The sequence below is a fragment of the Sulfitobacter sp. TBRI5 genome (genome assembly GCF_051013555.1).
Taxonomy (GTDB): domain Bacteria; phylum Pseudomonadota; class Alphaproteobacteria; order Rhodobacterales; family Rhodobacteraceae; genus JL08.
In genome coordinates, this window is sequence record NZ_CP112884.1 from 3480423 (window position 1) to 3497387 (window position 16965).

16 protein-coding genes and 2 pseudogenes are annotated in these 16965 nt (G+C 57.6%); 11 read left to right on the top strand and 7 right to left on the bottom strand.

What is annotated here, in order from left to right:
* The first annotated feature begins 61 nt into the window (after positions 1–61).
* Together gap and OLX72_RS17390 are read left to right on the top strand one after the other, a co-directional pair.
* Positions 62–1066 carry a type I glyceraldehyde-3-phosphate dehydrogenase gene (gap, locus tag OLX72_RS17385; protein ID WP_433989195.1) on the top strand — a complete coding sequence of 335 codons (1005 nt, stop codon included), beginning with the start codon at positions 62–64 and terminating at the stop codon, positions 1064–1066.
* 74 nt (positions 1067–1140) lie between these two features.
* Positions 1141–1284 carry a hypothetical protein gene (locus OLX72_RS17390; protein WP_205389214.1) on the top strand — a complete coding sequence of 48 codons (144 nt, stop codon included), beginning with the start codon at positions 1141–1143 and terminating at the stop codon, positions 1282–1284.
* Here OLX72_RS17390 and coaD read toward each other — a convergent pair.
* From coaD to OLX72_RS17405, 3 genes are all read right to left on the bottom strand, one after another.
* Entirely contained in the window at positions 1281–1772 is a 492-nt protein-coding gene (gene coaD / locus OLX72_RS17395) for a pantetheine-phosphate adenylyltransferase (protein WP_114869954.1), read from the bottom strand. The two genes, OLX72_RS17390 and coaD, sit on opposite strands and share 4 nt — an antisense overlap.
* A gap of 85 nt (positions 1773–1857) precedes the next feature.
* A complete protein-coding gene (locus tag OLX72_RS17400) occupies positions 1858–2292 on the bottom strand; it encodes a CBS domain-containing protein (RefSeq protein ID WP_114869953.1) in 435 nt (144 codons plus the stop codon).
* 59 nt (positions 2293–2351) lie between these two features.
* On the bottom strand, positions 2352–3248 hold the full coding sequence (locus OLX72_RS17405) for a LysR family transcriptional regulator (RefSeq protein WP_433989196.1): 897 nt from the start codon (positions 3246–3248) through the stop codon (positions 2352–2354).
* 103 nt (positions 3249–3351) lie between these two features.
* Between OLX72_RS17405 and OLX72_RS17410 the strand changes: the two genes are divergently transcribed.
* Positions 3352–4851: a CoA-acylating methylmalonate-semialdehyde dehydrogenase gene (locus OLX72_RS17410; RefSeq protein ID WP_433989197.1), complete on the top strand. Its 1500-nt coding sequence runs from the start codon at positions 3352–3354 to the stop codon at positions 4849–4851.
* A 154-nt stretch (positions 4852–5005) separates the two neighbouring features.
* Here the strand turns inward: OLX72_RS17410 and OLX72_RS17415 are convergent, their stop codons facing one another.
* Both OLX72_RS17415 and OLX72_RS17420 read right to left on the bottom strand, forming a co-directional pair.
* Positions 5006–5692 (bottom strand): VPLPA-CTERM sorting domain-containing protein, encoded by a 687-nt coding sequence (locus OLX72_RS17415; protein ID WP_433989198.1) that lies wholly within the window; start codon positions 5690–5692, stop codon positions 5006–5008.
* A 401-nt stretch (positions 5693–6093) separates the two neighbouring features.
* Complete coding sequence (locus OLX72_RS17420; protein ID WP_433989199.1) at positions 6094–7107, bottom strand: IS110 family transposase; 1014 nt, start codon at positions 7105–7107, stop codon at positions 6094–6096.
* A gap of 360 nt (positions 7108–7467) precedes the next feature.
* Here OLX72_RS17420 and OLX72_RS17425 point away from each other — a divergent pair.
* Positions 7468–8199 (top strand): annotated as a pseudogene (locus OLX72_RS17425) (DDE-type integrase/transposase/recombinase); the annotation flags it as partial.
* A 277-nt stretch (positions 8200–8476) separates the two neighbouring features.
* Complete coding sequence (locus tag OLX72_RS17430; protein WP_433989200.1) at positions 8477–8803, top strand: cupredoxin domain-containing protein; 327 nt, start codon at positions 8477–8479, stop codon at positions 8801–8803.
* Between the two features lie 279 nt (positions 8804–9082).
* Here the strand turns inward: OLX72_RS17430 and OLX72_RS17435 are convergent, their stop codons facing one another.
* On the bottom strand, positions 9083–9307 hold the full coding sequence (locus tag OLX72_RS17435; protein WP_433989201.1) for a hypothetical protein: 225 nt from the start codon (positions 9305–9307) through the stop codon (positions 9083–9085).
* Between the two features lie 157 nt (positions 9308–9464).
* On the opposite strand from OLX72_RS17435, the gene OLX72_RS17440 reads away from it, so the two are divergent.
* Positions 9465–10070 carry a L,D-transpeptidase gene (locus OLX72_RS17440; protein ID WP_433989202.1) on the top strand — a complete coding sequence of 202 codons (606 nt, stop codon included), beginning with the start codon at positions 9465–9467 and terminating at the stop codon, positions 10068–10070.
* A gap of 82 nt (positions 10071–10152) precedes the next feature.
* Positions 10153–11277, top strand: a complete 1125-nt coding sequence (locus tag OLX72_RS17445) for a carboxylate-amine ligase (RefSeq protein WP_433989203.1) — start codon at positions 10153–10155, stop codon at positions 11275–11277.
* 14 nt (positions 11278–11291) lie between these two features.
* Here OLX72_RS17445 and OLX72_RS17450 read toward each other — a convergent pair whose 3' ends face one another.
* Positions 11292–11849, bottom strand: coding sequence for a hypothetical protein (locus tag OLX72_RS17450; protein ID WP_433989204.1), 558 nt, complete (start codon positions 11847–11849; stop codon positions 11292–11294).
* Between the two features lie 204 nt (positions 11850–12053).
* Between OLX72_RS17450 and OLX72_RS17455 the strand changes: the two genes are divergently transcribed.
* From OLX72_RS17455 to OLX72_RS17470, 4 genes and pseudogenes are all read left to right on the top strand, one after another.
* Entirely contained in the window at positions 12054–13196 is a 1143-nt protein-coding gene (locus OLX72_RS17455) for an acyl-CoA dehydrogenase family protein (RefSeq protein WP_433989205.1), read from the top strand.
* Positions 13193–14158, top strand: a pseudogene (locus OLX72_RS17460) (enoyl-CoA hydratase/isomerase family protein); the annotation flags it as partial. The gene OLX72_RS17455 and the pseudogene OLX72_RS17460, both read left to right, overlap by 4 nt.
* Before the next feature lie 33 nt (positions 14159–14191).
* A complete protein-coding gene (gene mmsB / locus OLX72_RS17465) occupies positions 14192–15109 on the top strand; it encodes a 3-hydroxyisobutyrate dehydrogenase (RefSeq protein WP_433990480.1) in 918 nt (305 codons plus the stop codon).
* 246 nt (positions 15110–15355) lie between these two features.
* Positions 15356–16933 (top strand): Hint domain-containing protein, encoded by a 1578-nt coding sequence (locus OLX72_RS17470; protein WP_433989206.1) that lies wholly within the window; start codon positions 15356–15358, stop codon positions 16931–16933.
* Positions 16934–16965 lie beyond the last annotated feature (32 nt).

Genomic DNA, 16965 nt, shown 5'->3' on the forward strand with positions numbered 1-16965 from the left:
GGAACGGGGTTGTCACGGCTATATCGCACCCAATCGCGCTGTATGAGTTCAGGAGACACAGATGACAATCACGGTAGGTATCAACGGATTTGGCCGCATCGGCCGCTGCACCCTGTCCCATATCGCGCAAAGCGGGCGCAATGACATCACCGTGACCAAAGTCAACGCAACCGGCCCGGTGGACACGGCGGCGCACCTGCTCCGCTATGACTCGGTGCATGGGCGGTTTCCGGGCGAGGTGACAATTGGCGAAGGCACGATGGATCTGGGGCGCGGCCCGATGCAGATGTTTTCGACCTATGACGCCAACGCGCTGGACTGGTCCGGCTGTGATGTTGTTCTGGAATGTACCGGCGCGATGAATGACGGCACCAAGGCAGGTGCGCATCTGGCGCGCGGCGCTAAATCGGTTCTGATTTCGGCCCCGGCCAAAAACGTGGAAAAAACCATCGTGTTCGGTGTGAACCACGACATGCTGCGCCCTGGTGACAAGATGATTTCGAACGGATCGTGCACCACCAACTGTCTGGCGCCGCTGGCCAAGGTGCTGGACGAGACGATCGGCATCGAACGCGGCATCATGACGACCATCCATTCCTATACCGGCGATCAGCCAACGCTGGACCGGCGCCACAGCGATCTTTACCGCGCGCGTGCGGCTGCGATGGCGATCATTCCGACGTCGACCGGCGCCGCCAAAGCGCTGGGCGAGGTGCTGCCGAACCTGAAAGGGAAACTGGATGGTACGGCAATGCGTGTGCCCACCCCGAATGTCAGCGCCGTTGACCTGACCTTTGAGGCCAAGAAAGACGTCACCGTGGCCGATGTAAACGCCGTGATGGCCGAAGCCGCCGCAGGCCCGATGGGTGCGGTACTGGCCTATGATGCGGAGCCCAAGGTGTCGATCGATTTCAACCACACCGATTACAGCTGCATTTTTGCCCCCGACCAGACCAAAGTGACTGGCGGGCGCATGGTGCGTGTGCTGGCGTGGTATGATAACGAATGGGGCTTTTCCGTGCGTATGGCGGATGTTGCCGTTGCGATGGGCCGTCTGAACGGGTGATCCAGCGCGCGCTTGCAGAGTTTTAACCAGACTGCCATACCCTGCTGTGACGCAATGGCAGGAATAACGCGCCCATGACCAACCGAATTGCAATTGTGCTTGGCCTGATTATCGTCGGCGCGATTTTACTGGACGTTTTTCTGTACGGATCAGAGCATCTGATCTTTCTGGGCAAGAAATTCGCCGAACTGGTGGAATGGATCGCCTTCTGGCGCTAGCGCAACCGGACCTTCAGGGCCGTATTGACGGCGGGCGGCACGAATTTGCTGACATCCCCGCCAAGACGGGCGATTTCCTTTACCAGCTTTGACGCAATCGCCTGATGCCGCGCCTCGGCCATCAGAAACACGGTTTCGACACTGTCATCCAGCACGCGGTTCATACCGACCATCTGGTATTCATATTCGAAATCGGCAACAGCGCGCAAACCCCGGATGATGATCTGCGCCCCCACATCGCGGGCACAATCGATCAGCAGGTTTTCAAACGGATGCGCAACGATTTCGGTGCCGGTCTGTTTGGAAAGCTTGGCACATTCCGCCTCGATCATGGCAACCCGTTCTTCCAGTGGAAACAACGGGCCTTTGTCGCGGTTGATCGCAACGCCGATCACCAATCGGTCCACCAGCGCCGAGGCGCGGCGGATGATATCGATATGTCCCAGAGTGATCGGGTCGAACGTGCCGGGATACAGGCCAATGCGCATCAAGGCTCTCCTTGGGTCGGGTCATTGAAAAGGTTGTGTTTTCCAGGACAAAGAGCAACAGGACGCGCGCCTGAAATGCAAGGGGCTAATGCCCCATAATCATCCCTTCAAGCGCATCTTTTTCCATCGCCAGCTCGGCCAGGCGCGCCTTGACCACATCGCCCAGTGAAATGAGACCGACCAGTTCGCCGTTTTCCAGAACCGGCATGTGCCGGAAACGGCCCTGCGTCATCTGCGTCAAAACCGATTCCGCGCTGTCGTTGCGCGCGCATGTCACCAGCTTTGCGGTCATGTAGTCTTCGACCTTGGCCTGCAACACGGCGCCGCCCTTTGACGCCATCTGACGTACGATATCGCGTTCCGACAGAATACCATCCGGCGATTTTCCGTCTTTGGAGACCAGAACCGTTCCGATACCCTTTTCGGCCAGTGTTTTTACAACATCCGACACCAAAGTGCCCGGCGGCACGGTCATGACAGAATCATCTGCCTTGGATTTCAAAATCTGATGGACCAGCATAGGACATCTCCCGCAACAATCTTTCAATATCAACAGCGTTGCCGCAATAGTTGTTCAAGTCAAGTCAGACCCTCAAGCCGCGACACTTCTTCGGCAACGCCTTGCGCCAAAAGGCTGGCAAAACGCTTCATGCGGGCGCTTTGAAGGTCAGTTTTGTGGCGGATCAGGTAAAAACTGCGCGTCAGGCTGATCTGGTCGGCCAGAACCTTGCGCAAGCCACGGGCGCTGGGCATTGCAAAATCATGCACCACGCCGATGCCACCGCCCTGCCGCACCATGTTGAACTGTACCGAAACCGAATTTGACGCCAGTGCCACCCGTTTGATCCCCAGATCGTTCAGGTAATCCAGTTCGGTATCGAAAATCATATCGGGGATATACCCGATCACGCGGTGATCCTGCAGGTCGCGCACGGTCTGGATCGGAGGATGCGCCCGCAGATATGGCCGCGCCGCCATCAGGTGCAGTTTGTAATCGGTCAGTTTTTGCACATGCAACCGGTTGGCGGTGGGGGCGCTGACACCGATGGCCATGTCTGCCTCGCGCTTGGACAGGTTGAACACGCGCGGCAGGGCAACGATCTGGATGTCCAGATCGGGATGGTCGGCACAGATTGCGGCGCAGACCTGCGGCAGCAGATAGTTTGCACAGCCGTCCGGGGCGCCCAGCCGGATTTGCCCGCTTAACTCTTCGCTGGTGGTGTTCAGAACATCCGATGCGGCCTGCATTGCGGCTTCGACGGTTTCCGCACGCTCCATCAGGCGCTGGCCCGCATTGGTCAGCACATATCCCTGCGGCGATTTCACAAACAGGGCTGTCGCGATTTCCTGTTCCAGCCGTGCAATGCGCCGCCCCACGGTGGCCGGATCGATGCGCAAATGTTTGCCCGCACCCGACAGGCTGGCGGCGCGCGCCACGGCCAGAAAAACCCGCACATCATCCCAGTGCCGCTGCATTTCACCCCCTTTTGCATTTTTGCAAGACCAACTTTGAAATCTTGCCTCTGTTCGGGGGATTTTTGCAAGGCTATACTGCGCCCGACTTGATCAGGAGGATCCCATGCAAGAGTTGACCCATTACATCAACGGTGCGCACGTCAAAGGCACGTCAGGCCGTTTTTCAGACATTTACAACCCCGCAACCGGTGAGGTGCAGGCGAAATGCCCGCTGGCCTCGGCTGCGGAACTGGACAGTGCCGTGCAGCACGCGCTGGCGGCCCAGCCCGCATGGGCGGCAACCAACCCGCAGCGCCGCGCCCGCGTCCTGATGGCCTTTGTCGGCCTGCTGAACCGCGATATGGACAAACTGGCCGAAGCGCTGAGCCGCGAGCACGGCAAGACCCTGCCCGACGCTGCCGGTGACGTGCAGCGCGGCCTTGAGGTGGTGGAATACTGCATCGGAGCGCCGGAATTGCTGAAAGGCGATTACACTGACAGCGCTGGCCCCGGCATCGACATGTATTCCATGCGTCAGGCGCTTGGTGTGACGGCGGGTATCACGCCGTTCAACTTTCCGGCAATGATCCCGATGTGGATGTTTGCGCCGGCGATTGCCTGCGGCAACGCCTTTATCCTCAAGCCGTCCGAACGTGATCCCTCTGTGCCATTGATGCTGGCGGAATTGATGGAAGAAGCCGGATTGCCCAAGGGCATTCTTCAGGTCGTGAACGGCGACAAGGAAGCGGTTGATGCGATCCTGCATCACGATGTGATCCAGTCTGTCGGATTTGTCGGATCGACCCCGATTGCCGAATACATCTATGGCACAGGCTGTGCCAACGGCAAACGTGTGCAGTGTTTCGGCGGTGCCAAGAACCACATGATCATCATGCCGGATGCCGATATGGATCAGGCGGCGGATGCTCTGATCGGTGCCGGATACGGCGCGGCGGGCGAACGCTGCATGGCGATTTCGGTGGCTGTGCCGGTGGGTGACGAAACCGCCGACCGTCTGATCGAAAAGCTGGTGCCCCGGGTAGAGGCGCTTAAGGTCGGACCCTATACATCGGGCAAGGATGTGGATTACGGCCCCGTCGTGACCGCCGCCGCCAAGGCCAATATCGAACGTCTGGTGCAGACCGGTATCGATCAGGGTGCCGAACTGGTTGTCGATGGGCGCAATTTCAGCCTGCAGGGCTATGAAGACGGGTTCTTTGTCGGGCCGCACCTGTTCGATAGGGCCACCAAAGACATGGACATCTACAAGCACGAAATCTTTGGTCCGGTGCTGACCTGCGTGCGCGCGCAATCCTATGAAGAGGCGATTGGCCTGGCGATGGATCACGAATACGGCAACGGCACCGCGATCTTTACCCGCGACGGCGATGCGGCGCGTGATTTTGCTAATAGGATCAATGTGGGCATGGTGGGCATCAACGTGCCGATCCCGGTGCCGCTGGCCTATCACACCTTTGGCGGATGGAAAAAATCGGTGTTCGGCGATCTGAACCAGCACGGACCCGATGCGTTCAAATTCTACACCCGCACCAAGACCGTGACAGCGCGCTGGCCGTCCGGGATCAAGGAAGGTGGCGAATTCAGCATTCCGGTGATGGAATAAGGCATTTAGGGGCGGCTTTCAGAACCGCCCTTTTTGTCTGAGCCGATATGTGAACGCGCGCGCGTTCGTCCCCTTTGCGCGCGTCAGACATGAGAAAGGGCGGCCCCCTAAGGACCGCCCATTCATGTACTAACTGTTCATTTCAGAGAACGGTTTACGATCTTTTCTTGCGGCGGCGCATCGCGGCCAATCCGCCAACACCGGCCAGAAGCATCCAGCCAGCCGCTGGCAAAGGGACCGGCGACGGATTGCGACCCGCAATGACATAGTTGCTCAAACCACTATCATTCGGGGTAAAAAAACTTAGTATTCCGTTCAGCCCGTTGTCGAAACGGTAGGCGGCAAAAGTGTTTGCAGACTTCAGTAAGACAGCAACCATTCCATAGGTATTGGTGTTGACTGCAATCGTTCCCGTCTTTTGATCACCAGAAACAGATCCTACAGACTGGAAGGTAGTCCAATCTGTGTAGCCGAATAGGCCTGTCACGGTTGTCGTTCCAACAGTGAACATGTCACTATTCAGGTTAACCTGCTGGGCATTGGCATTTTCTAACGTCGTACCGAAACATGCATCTGCATCGGGCGATACATCGGCTGTTATACTACACAAAGACCCCGTTGTTGTCTGTGTATAAGTTGCAGCCAATGCACTGCTCGCGATAAACAACGATGCAACACACGCCGTAGATATAATTCTCACAACACTCATTTTTCCATTCCATACATAATCACACAAAACATATATATGACCATAGCTCGCCATATTTTTGCCGTAAAGTTTTATTTTTGCTTTTCCCTCAGTGGCTGTATTTGAGCGGCCACTTTCAACTTTCGCGCACATGCCCCCCCCCAAGGAAGCGAATTCATCCCTACAAGAAACCACTTATAGCTGTATTCTGAACTGGTTTGGTCACGTTTGCGACGAATCAGGGCTTTGCCGCCGCAAAGCAAACCTAGGTGCCAAACGCAGCGAAAGCACACTTTCCGCCGATTGTGTTCTCTAATCTGTCAATATGCTTTCTCACTCTGCGGGTGGTTTAACGTCTGAGGTTGCCTGGGTTCTCTTCGAGCTCACGGGCTCATGATGGGGTTGGCTGGGTGTGGATCGGCAAGGTTGAAACCGCGATCAGATTGGTCGTCTGCTCTGTCGCTACAAAATCGGCGCCATGTTCCACGCCCTCCCTCGGGCGTCCTCCCGTGTAGGAACTGTGATATAGGAATCCTCTGCTGCTCAGGTTCTGGTCATACGGCCCGGAAGTCAGTCTGATCGCGCATCATGGCATGCAGGATGATCGCGAGCCGTCTTGCCAGCGCCACCCGCGCTTTTCTCATTGTCGAGCGCTGCCCGATTGCGAGCGCCCATGACTTGAGTTTGAGCGGTGCCGCATATCGTGTGAGCATCACGTTCGCGGCTTCATAGAGCAGCGTTCGGACCCGCACGTCGCCACATTTCGAGATACTACCGGTATAGTCGACCTCGCCGGACTGGTGGCGTTTGGGAACCAGCCCGAGATAGGGCCCTACATCTCGCGAGCGTTTAAAGCGTGTCGGATCATCAATGGCTGCCGCGAACGCCAGTGCCGTGATCGGGCCAACGCCTGGCACTGTCATGAGGCGGGTGCAGATGTTTGATTTGCGCGTCATCACTTTGATATCGCTGTCGATGGCGACCACGGCCGTCAATATCGCGTGGCGCGCCGCAAACAGGCCTCGCAACGCAGCATGCAAACCGGGAACGCCGTCGCTGATTTTCAAAGCCACGTCTTTGAATGCGGGGGACAGAGCGCGTGGCAGGCGGACCCCAAACACGACGACAAGTCCACGGATCTGATTATCGATGATCACGCGTTGTCCGACCAGCTTCTTGCGCGCCGCGATCAGCGAGCGGATCGCATGAGCGGACAGCGATTTGACATGGGGCGGTTTGTAGAACCCTGTCCGTGCTAAATGCGCCAATCCACGCGCGTCGTTTCGGTCGGTTTTATGCCCTGCGAGCGACTTCAGTGCCTGATAGGCTTGGCGGCTCTCGATGCAAACGACCGGGACACCAAGTTCCGTCAGGCCGTGGAACAGCATTGGGGCTATGCGCCCGGTCTCGAAAACAACCTTGGCACATGTGGGTCCGGCAGCGAGAAACCCGGCAATCGCCTTCGGCGTCGAGGGTGCTTTCCCTTCCCGGATCAACAGGCCTTCGCGGTCGAGAATACAGATATGCGTCTCTTCCATGGACACATCCAAACCAGCAAAATATTCCATCGGTCGGTCTCCTTTTCAATGACATGGGTATCCAGAATAACAGGCGCGGTTGAGCTATGGTTTTGATTACGCCATGTTGAAAAACTCGGTGTCCGACCCGGAACGGTCAAATTCAGAGAACCTTTTCCCGCGATAGTCTACTTTTGCAAACATCGTTTCATGAAGCCCAATATGCAGGGATAATGTTCCAATATTTTGGACCAAATTTTGCTGCGTCGAGTTTTTCAACACAATCCGCCCATTCCGACTAATGCTGCGGGAAGGATTAGGGTTGCCTTTGGGCTCCGACCGGTCATTCGCTAGGTGTTTGATCCCACGGTTTGATGGTGCGATCCTTTCTCAGGAATGGAAGGAAGCACTATGGGACAAGTTCGTCACGGGAGCGCCACGACCACGCACGCCGTCAGAGCTGCAATACAGCGATCGCAAGCTTCGCTCGCGAAACTGAGCCAGGAACTCGGCATCAATCCCAAGACGGTAGCGAAGTGGCGCAAACGCCAGTCCGTTGAAGACCTGAAGACGGGGCCGAAGGAGCCACGCTCGACGGTTCTAACCGAAGCCGAGGAAGCGACCATCGTCGCATTCAGACGGCATACATTGTTGCCGCTGGACGATTGTCTCTATGCTCCGCAGTCGTCCATCCCACATCTGACGCGTTCGGCGCGGCATCGGTGCCTGCAGCGCCATGGCATCTCTCGATTGCCTGACGTGGAAGGCGACAAGCCGAAGCGCCAGAAGTTCAAGCGCTACCCTATCGGCTTCTTCCATATCGACATCGCCGAGGTGCAAACCGCTGAGGGCAAGCTTTACCTGTTCGTCGGCATTGACCGCACAAGCAAATTTGCCGTGACCCAACTTGTCGAGAAGGCAGACAGGAAGACAGCCTGGGAGTTCTTGCAGCACATGCTCGAAGGTGTGCCTTATCAGGTGCATACCATTCTGACAGACAACGGCATTCAGTTCGCAGAGCAGCCTAGAAACCGCAACACCATCTATTCCCGGCCAATGCGCTTCGACATGATTTGCGAGGCCAACGGGATCGAACATCGCCTGACGAAGCCCAACCACCCGTGGACCAACGGCCAGGTCGATTCATCATCAATCCGATCCACCAGATGCCGGGACTGAACACCTAGCGTTCAAGCCCTGACATATCCACAGGATCAAGTGGGTTATCCACACACGCAATAGGAGAGCGGGGTTCCGCGCACGCTGCCAAATGGACAAATACCTGCTTTAATCCCACGTTAACGGAGCGAATCCGGATAGCGCTATCAGCACCGCACCGACGCCGTTTGAAAAAACGCTCTTTCACCGTTCGGTTTTCACCCTACACTGTGAACAAACCGCGAAATTCCAAGGAGACACCATGCCCCGACTGACCCGCCGCCTGATCCTGACCAGCGCCTGCGCCGCCGCGATGCTGCCGCACGCTGCATTTGCCGCCACCACGCATCAGGTCAGCATCGCCAACATGGCCTTTGTTCCGACACGCATCACCATCAAGGCCGGTGACAGTATCGAATGGCGCAACCGCGACAGCGCCGAACACACGGCAACAGACAAAGGCGGTACCTGGGATACCGGTATTCTGCGGCGCAATAAAAAGGCCGCGATCAGGTTCGACACACCGGGCGAATACGATTATTTCTGCGAGGTGCACCCCAACATGCAGGGCAAGATCACCGTCACCTGACCCCCGGCACAACGGCCGGAGGTTTCGGGGCGTGTGGTAATGCCACCACGACAGGGTCTGCATGTTTTCGCGAAACAACCAGCCTTCAACCACCGGCCAGCTGCCCATTGTGACGCCGTCGATATAATCATCCTGCGTCAGCCCTGCGGCTTTCGAACAGGCCTGACACATGATCACGGTGCCGCCATCGGCGATAAAGGCGGTCAACATATCCTGAACAGATGTCCCGCTCTCGGCCATCATCCCATGGATGTGGCTGGGCCGCTTCTTGTCAGCCAATTAAACCGCGCGCACTTTCAGCCAGATCGCCGTGTCATGGCCGTTCTTGAGCGATTTTTCATTTGCGAACATGATGCCTTTGGCCGCGGCCCACGTATCGTCAGTTGTCAGATTAACGAACAAACCGCGGGGCGTGTCGGTGTCGGCCTGCGCAGGCAGGGTGGTGGTAAAGACCGCTGTGATCAGCATCAGCACAGCACTCAGTCGGGTAAAGTAAGGTTTCATCGGCGAACTCCTGTTTTTTGCCGGTTCCTGCCTTCGCAACATTCCGTTAATGGAATATGGCATGGATCAATTCATCGCGAGGACCGGGGCACTTGCCTTTTCACAGGGTAAGGGGCGCGATAAGGAAAAGAAAAAATCGAGCAGTACAGGAAAAATCATGATGCATAACCGGTTAACGCGACGCCGTATCCTGCTGACGGGAAGCGCCGCAGCTTTGACGCCAACGCTTTTGCCTGCGCAATCGCTTACAGATGATCAGGGCGATCAAATGCCCGCGACAGTACGCAACGCCCCGCCCGTGCGGCGCAACACATCGGCCTTTCAGGATCAGAACTGGCAGGATCATTTCGACACATTGGGACAGGGCTGTCTGCTGGCGGATATTTCATCGCGCGCCGTGCATTACTGGGGACCGGACGGGGAAACCCACCGGCTGTATCCATCCTCGGTTCCGCTGACCGAAGACCTGACGCGGCGCGGCTATACCAAGGTGGTGCGCAAGCGCGAAGCACCGGACTGGACGCCCACAGCCTCGATGCGGGAACGTGACCCCACCCTGCCCGCTTACATGCCCCCCGGGCCGGGCAATCCGCTGGGCACTCATGCGCTTTATCTGACATGGCCTGCGTATCTGGTGCATGGCACCCATGACACGCGGAAAATCGGGCGCCAAAGTTCGTCCGGATGCATCGGATTGTTCAATTCCGATATCGAGGAATTGTACGCTCTGGTCGATGTGGGCACGCAGGTCTTGCTGCTGTAAGCGGCTTTTTCCCTTGGCAAAGGGCGTATTCCCCTTTTGACTGGGCCGAACATCGCAGTTTGTCCCAGTCAGGAGGCCCGACATGACCGCCGCCCAGCCCAGCTTTACGATGGGCATCGAAGAAGAATACCTGCTGGTGGATCGCGACAGCTTGTCGCTTGCCGAAGCGCCCCCCGAATTGATGGATGCCTGCAAGGCCAAATTGCAGGATCAGGTCAGCCCCGAATTCCTGCAATGCCAGATCGAAGTCGGAACACGGGTCTGCGCCACCATCGCGGATGCCCGCGATGATCTGAAGCGCCTGCGGGCCTGCGTGTCCGAACAGGCGGCAAAACACAACCTGTCGCCGATTGCGGTGTCCTGCCATCCGTTTGCCGACTGGAAAGACCAGCAGCACACCGACAAGGAACGCTATTCCGATCTGCAACACGCGCTGGGCGGTGTGGCGCGCCGGATGCTGATTTGCGGGATGCATGTGCATGTGGGCATCGAAGATGACGCATTGCGCACCGATCTGATGCCGCAACTGTGCTATTTTCTACCCCACCTTCTGGCGCTGTCCACATCGTCGCCCTATTGGCAGGGCGACGATACGGGGCTGGCCTCTTACCGGTTGACGGTGTTTGACAATCTGCCGCGCACCGGCCTGCCGCCGCATTTCGGCAGCTGGGCCGAATATGAACGCACCACAGGCACGTTGATCGAACTGGGCGTGATCGAGGACACGACAAAGATCTGGTGGGATTTGCGCCCGTCGCACCGCTTTCCCACACTCGAAACCCGGATCATGGATGTGTCGCCACGCCTGGAACACACGCTGTCACTGGCCGCTGCGACCCAAGCCATATTGCGAATGTTGTGGCGGTTGCGGGCACGCAATTTGCGCTGGCGCGAATATGACAGGTTTCTTGTGGGCGAAAACCGGTGGCGCGCGCAGCGCTATGGCATTGCCGAAGGTCTGATCGATTTCGGTGAACGCACGATCCGCCCGTTCGACGTGTTGCTGGATGAACTGATCGGATTGCTGGCAGAAGACGGCGAGGCGATGCATTCACTGACGGAAATTGCCGCGCTCAAGGATATTGTCGAAAACGGCACCAGTTCGACCCGCCAGCGCCGTGTGCATGCCGAGGCAAAAGCAGCAGGCAAAGACCCCGGGCAGGCCGTGGTGCGCCACCTGATCGAGGAGTTTCACGCCGATCTTTAGGGACCGCGCCCCGCTTACAAACAGACCCACGCGCCGTGCTGGGTTTCGTTTATATCATCAAAGTGCAGCTTTAGCGGTTCGTGATCATCCACGAAGGACGACGCAAATCCGCGTTGTGGCAAGGCGCGGTTCACGAAAAAGCCCGCGATCCAGACGCCCAGCAACAAACCGTTCTTTTCGCGCAATTCCATCCGGTGGCCCTGAACGTCGCCGATATCCAGCTTTGTGCTGTTGTTCGACATCTGCGCGTCAAAACACACCAGCCCGTTGCTGTAAAAGCGCCAGCGTACCTGCCCCCACTCGCATTCGTCGATCTTTGCCGGTCCGCTCCACAGGAAATCGCGCCATTTCAGGTCCGCACCGTCCGCCTGTTTGATTGATCCAGTAGAAGACGCATCATTGTCCTGCGCATCCCAGCGCACGTAGCCCGCCGCCTCATGCTCGCGTCCGATGGGAATGCCGGCATCGGCCAGTCCCAGCGTGCGTTTCAGCAGCCCGTCCCGTTCGATCTTCTTTTCTTCGCCGTCCCCGGCGAGTTTGGTTGCAATTTTTGATGCTGCCGCCCAGATCATGTCCTGTCCCTTAGGTGATGCGTCCGTCGCCGGACCGAGTTGAATGCAAGTGTTGCCAATCCTGCCACCAAAGTCGATGCATTATTCCTGTCGTGCCAGCGCGTGCCCGTCCATGCGCACGCGTCGCGCCCCTTGCCAAGCGCGCATCGGCTCCGTTAAATAAACATGCGTTCAATTCTGCCACCCTGCCCGAAAGGACCACAGATGGATTTCGCCCTGAGTGAAGAGCAAACAGCCATTTTCGATATGGCCCATGCCTTTGGGCAAGAGCATATCGCCCCCTTTGCCCGCCAGTGGGAAGGTGATGGCGATATCCCCAAAACACTGTGGCCGCAGATTGCGGAACTGGGCTTTGGCGGGCTTTATGTCAGCGAGGACAGCGGCGGATCGGGGCTGACCCGGCTGGATGCGACACTGGTGTTCGAAGCTTTGTCGATGGCCTGCCCGTCAGTGGCGGCGTTCCTGTCGATCCACAATATGTGTGCCAAGATGATTGATGCGTTCGGATCAGATGATCTGAAAACGCGGATGATGCCAGATATCCTGTCGATGCACACGGTGCTGTCTTATTGCCTGACCGAGCCGGGATCGGGGTCGGATGCGGCGGCACTGAAAACCCGGGCGGCCCGCACCAATGAAGGCTGGAGCCTGACAGGCACCAAGGCGTTCATTTCCGGCGGCGGATATTCCGACGCCTATGTGGTGATGGCGCGCACCGGCGAAGACGGGCCCAAGGGAGTGTCGGCGATGATCGTGCAGGATGGCACGGACGGTCTGTCCTTTGGCGGGCTGGAGGACAAGATGGGCTGGCGCAGCCAGCCAACACGGCAGGTGCAGTTCGATAATTGCAACATTTCGGCGTCAGATATCATCGGTGAAGAGGGTCAGGGTTTCAAATATGCGATGATGGGGCTGGATGGCGGCCGTTTGAATATTGCCGCCTGTTCGCTGGGTGCAGCGCAGACCGCGCTGAACGCGACACTGACCTATATGGGCGAACGCAAGGCCTTCGGAAAGCCGATTGACCAGTTCCAGGGCCTGCAGTTCCGGCTGGCAGACATGGAAATCGAGCTTCAGGCGGCGCGAACCTTCCTGCGTCAGGCGGCGTGGAAGCTGGATCAGGGCGCACCGGATGCCACCAAATTCTGCGCCATGGCCAAGAAATTCGTCACTGAAACCGGCAGCAACGTGGTGGATCAATGCCTGCAACTGCACGGCGGCTATGGCTATCTGGCCGATTACGGCATCGAAAAACTGGTACGCGATCTGCGGGTGCACCAGATTCTGGAAGGCACTAATGAAATCATGCGCCTGATCGTGGCGCGCGACATGCTGGCCACACGATGAGCGATATTGATATTCGCACGTCCGGACGCGCGGGCCGGATCACATTGAACCGCCCCAAGGCGCTGAATGCGCTGACCTATCAGATGTGTCTTGAGATCGAGACGTCCTTGATAAAATGGCGCGATGATCCGTCGGTGCATGTGATCGTGATCGATGCCGCGGGGGATCGTGCATTTTGTTCGGGTGGCGATATTGCGCAGATGTACGCCACGGGTACTGCTGGTGATTACAGCTATGGTCAGCAGTTCTGGCGCGATGAATACCGCCTGAACGCGATGATTTTCGAATATGACAAGCCCGTCATCAGCTTTTTGCAGGGATATACGATGGGCGGCGGCGTTGGCATCGGCTGTCACGGATCGCACCGGATTGTTGGTGAAACCAGCCAGATTGCCATGCCCGAATGTGGCATCGGGCTTGTGCCGGATGTCGGCGGATCGTTTATGCTGGCCCTCGCCCCCGGGCGATTGGGCGAATATCTGGGTACCACGGCTTCACGGATGAACGCAGGTGATGCGATACTGGCCGGGTTTGCCGATCTGTTCATTCCCCAGGACAAATGGGGCGACCTGATCGCGGCACTGGAAACAGACGCAGATGTCAGCGCGCTGGACGCGGCGGCAGAAACACCACCGTCGGGCGTTCTGGCCGGATTGCAGGACCAGATCGATGGGTTGTTCGGGGGCGAATCCCTTGGGGATATCCTGACGACCTTGCGTGATGATCCATCCGATTTCGCCCGCGATACGCTGAAACTGATGGAACGCAATGCGCCGCTGTCGATGGCGTGTTTCATCGAAATGATCCACCGTCTGCGCGGCCCGTCCCTGACCATCCGAAAGGCGCTGGAACTGGAATACCGCTTTACCCATCGGTCGATGGAACATGGTGATTTTCTGGAAGGCATCCGCGCCGCGATTATTGACAAAGACCGCAATCCGCAGTGGCAATATGCCGGACAGGATGTGCCTGCCGTTGCAGTCAGCAGGATGCTGATGCCGGTACGGGACGCGAAACTTGAATTTACGGAAGGAACGGCCATGAAAATCGGGTTTATCGGACTGGGCAATATGGGCGCGCCGATGGCCGCCAATCTGGCCAAGGCCGGCTATCAGGTCACCGGTTTCGATGTGGCCGATGTGGATGTTGAAGGTGTGACAAAGGCCGGTTCCGCAGTTGAAGCCGCGCGTGGCGCGGATTGCGTGATCACCATGCTGCCCAACGGTGACATCCTGCGCGCGCTGGCGGCTGATATCATCCCCGCAATGGCGCAGGGTGCCGCGCTGATCGATTGTTCGACCGTTGATGTGGAAAGCGCACGCGCCGTTGCGCAAGAAGCTGAAAACGCCGGATTGCTTGCCGTTGACGCACCTGTTTCAGGGGGCGTTGGCGGGGCCAGTGCCGGCACGTTGACCTTTATGGCGGGCGGATCGGATGCGGCATTTGCCAAAGCCGCGCCATTGTTCGACGTGATGGGCCAAAAGGCCGTGCATTGCGGGACGGCCGGTGCCGGACAGGCCGCAAAAATATGCAACAACATGATCCTTGGCGTCACCATGATCGCCACCTGCGAAGCATTTGCCCTGGCCGACAAACTGGGGCTGGACCGTCAGAAAATGTTTGATGTGGTCAGCACGTCATCGGGTTATTCCTGGTCGATGAATGCCTATTGCCCTGCACCGGGCATTGGCCCGCAATCCCCTGCCGACAATGATTACAAACCCGGATTTGCCGCCGATCTGATGCTGAAGGATCTGCGCCTGTCTCAGCAGGCAGCCGAGGCGGTGGATGCGGACACGCCGATGGGGCAAATGGCGCGTGATCTCTATCAGAAATTTGTTGAAACCGAAGACGGCAATGGCCGCGATTTTTCGGCGATGCTGCCCCGGTTTGAAAAGCGCAGGCGCAGCTGATTGCGCGGCGCTATTCGGCAAAACAGGGCAAAATAAAGTCACGCCGCGCAGCGTCATGTTAGATTGTGACTTCATTTCTTTTAAACCAGATGGTTAGCCAAGTTCAATTTGGCTAATTCCGACAGCGACGATGGCCGCAAAAGCCCGTTGCACCACAAAAAAATCACACCTCTCGCGCCGAATAAACAGAATTTCAAGGCACTTTCCCCAGAACGTTCCTGTGTTCGTCCCGGTTGGAGAGTCGTTATGCCCATTGCCACAGAATTGCCCATCGACAGCACGGCAGGTGCTCTCGCGATGGCGAACGAGATTTTTGGCGCGGGCATCACCGTTCATTCGGCGACCTATTGGGGCGATGCGCTGTCATCGGGCATCTACACGTCCGGCGACACGATTTCGCCAGAGGCAACACCGGGTGACAGCGGCGTCATCTTGTCGACAGGGCATGTGGCCGATTTTACCAACAACAATGGCACCACAAACACCAACACGTCCGCAGGCACCAGCACGAACACCAGCGGCATTAACAATGACGCGGACTTCAACGCGCTGGCCGGGACCGGCACTCGCGATGCATCCTTTCTTGAGATGAGCTTTACCCCTGCCGGCGACACGATCACGATCGATTTTGTGTTGAGTTCGGAAGAATTCCCGGAATACATCAACTCTGCGTTCAACGATGTTGTCGGCGTCTGGGTCAACGGGGTGCAGGCCACGGTGACGGTTGGCGACGGTTCAGCCTCGATCGGGAACATCAACGGCAACACCGCACAGAACATCTATAACGACAACACAAACGATCAGTTCAACACCGAAATGGACGGGTTTACCGTTACGCTGACATTTGTCGCGCCTGTGATCCCGGGCTTTCCCAACACGTTGAAAATCGGCGTTGCGGATGTGGGAGATACATCCTACGACACAAACCTTCTGATTGCGGGCGGATCAGTGCAATCCACGATCATTGCGCAGGATGATCAGATCGTCATGCCCACCGACAAAAGCAGAACGCTGGATGTGCTGGACAATGACAGTTCCACTGGCGGCACACTGACAGTGACTCATATCAACGGAACTGCGGTGAATGCGGGTGATACCGTCACTCTGGCGACCGGACAGCAGGTAACGCTGAACGCCAACGGAACCTTCACGATCGTCAGCGACAGTGACGCCGAAACCACCTATTTCAACTATACAATCGAAGATACCGCCGGCAACACCGACACCGCGCTGGTCGAAGTGGAACAGGTGCCTTGTTTCGTCAAAGGCACGCTGATCGACACACCTGACGGCGCGGTCGCTATCGAAGCCCTGACGGCGGGCATGTCGGTGATGACACGCGATAACGGACCCAGAACAATCCGCTGGATCGGGCACCGCACTGTGGCCGCTACAGGCGATTATCGTCCCATAAGGCTGCAGCGGGGCCAGTTCGGGGCGACCCGTGATCTGTTGCTGTCACCGCAACACAGGGTGCTGATCACGGACCGGTGGGCCGAATTGTTGTTTGGCGAAGCCGAGGTTCTGGTCAAGGCCAAGGATCTGGTGAACGATATGCATATCCGCGCAGATACAACCCTGCGCCACGTCACATATTTCCACATTCTGTTTGATCACCACCAGATCATCACGGCAAACGGTGTGGCCTCGGAAAGTTACCTGCCCGGCCCGGCCACGATGGGCGGGTTCGACAGCGCGACACAGGATGAAATACTGGCCCTGTTCCCACATCTGGGTGCGCTGTCCGATGGGTATGGCCCTGCCGCGCGTCTGGTTCTGAAACGCTATGAGGCCGCGCCGCTTATGGCTGCGCTGGCTGCCTGACGCGCGAAACATCCGCAAAAGAAGTTCTGGAC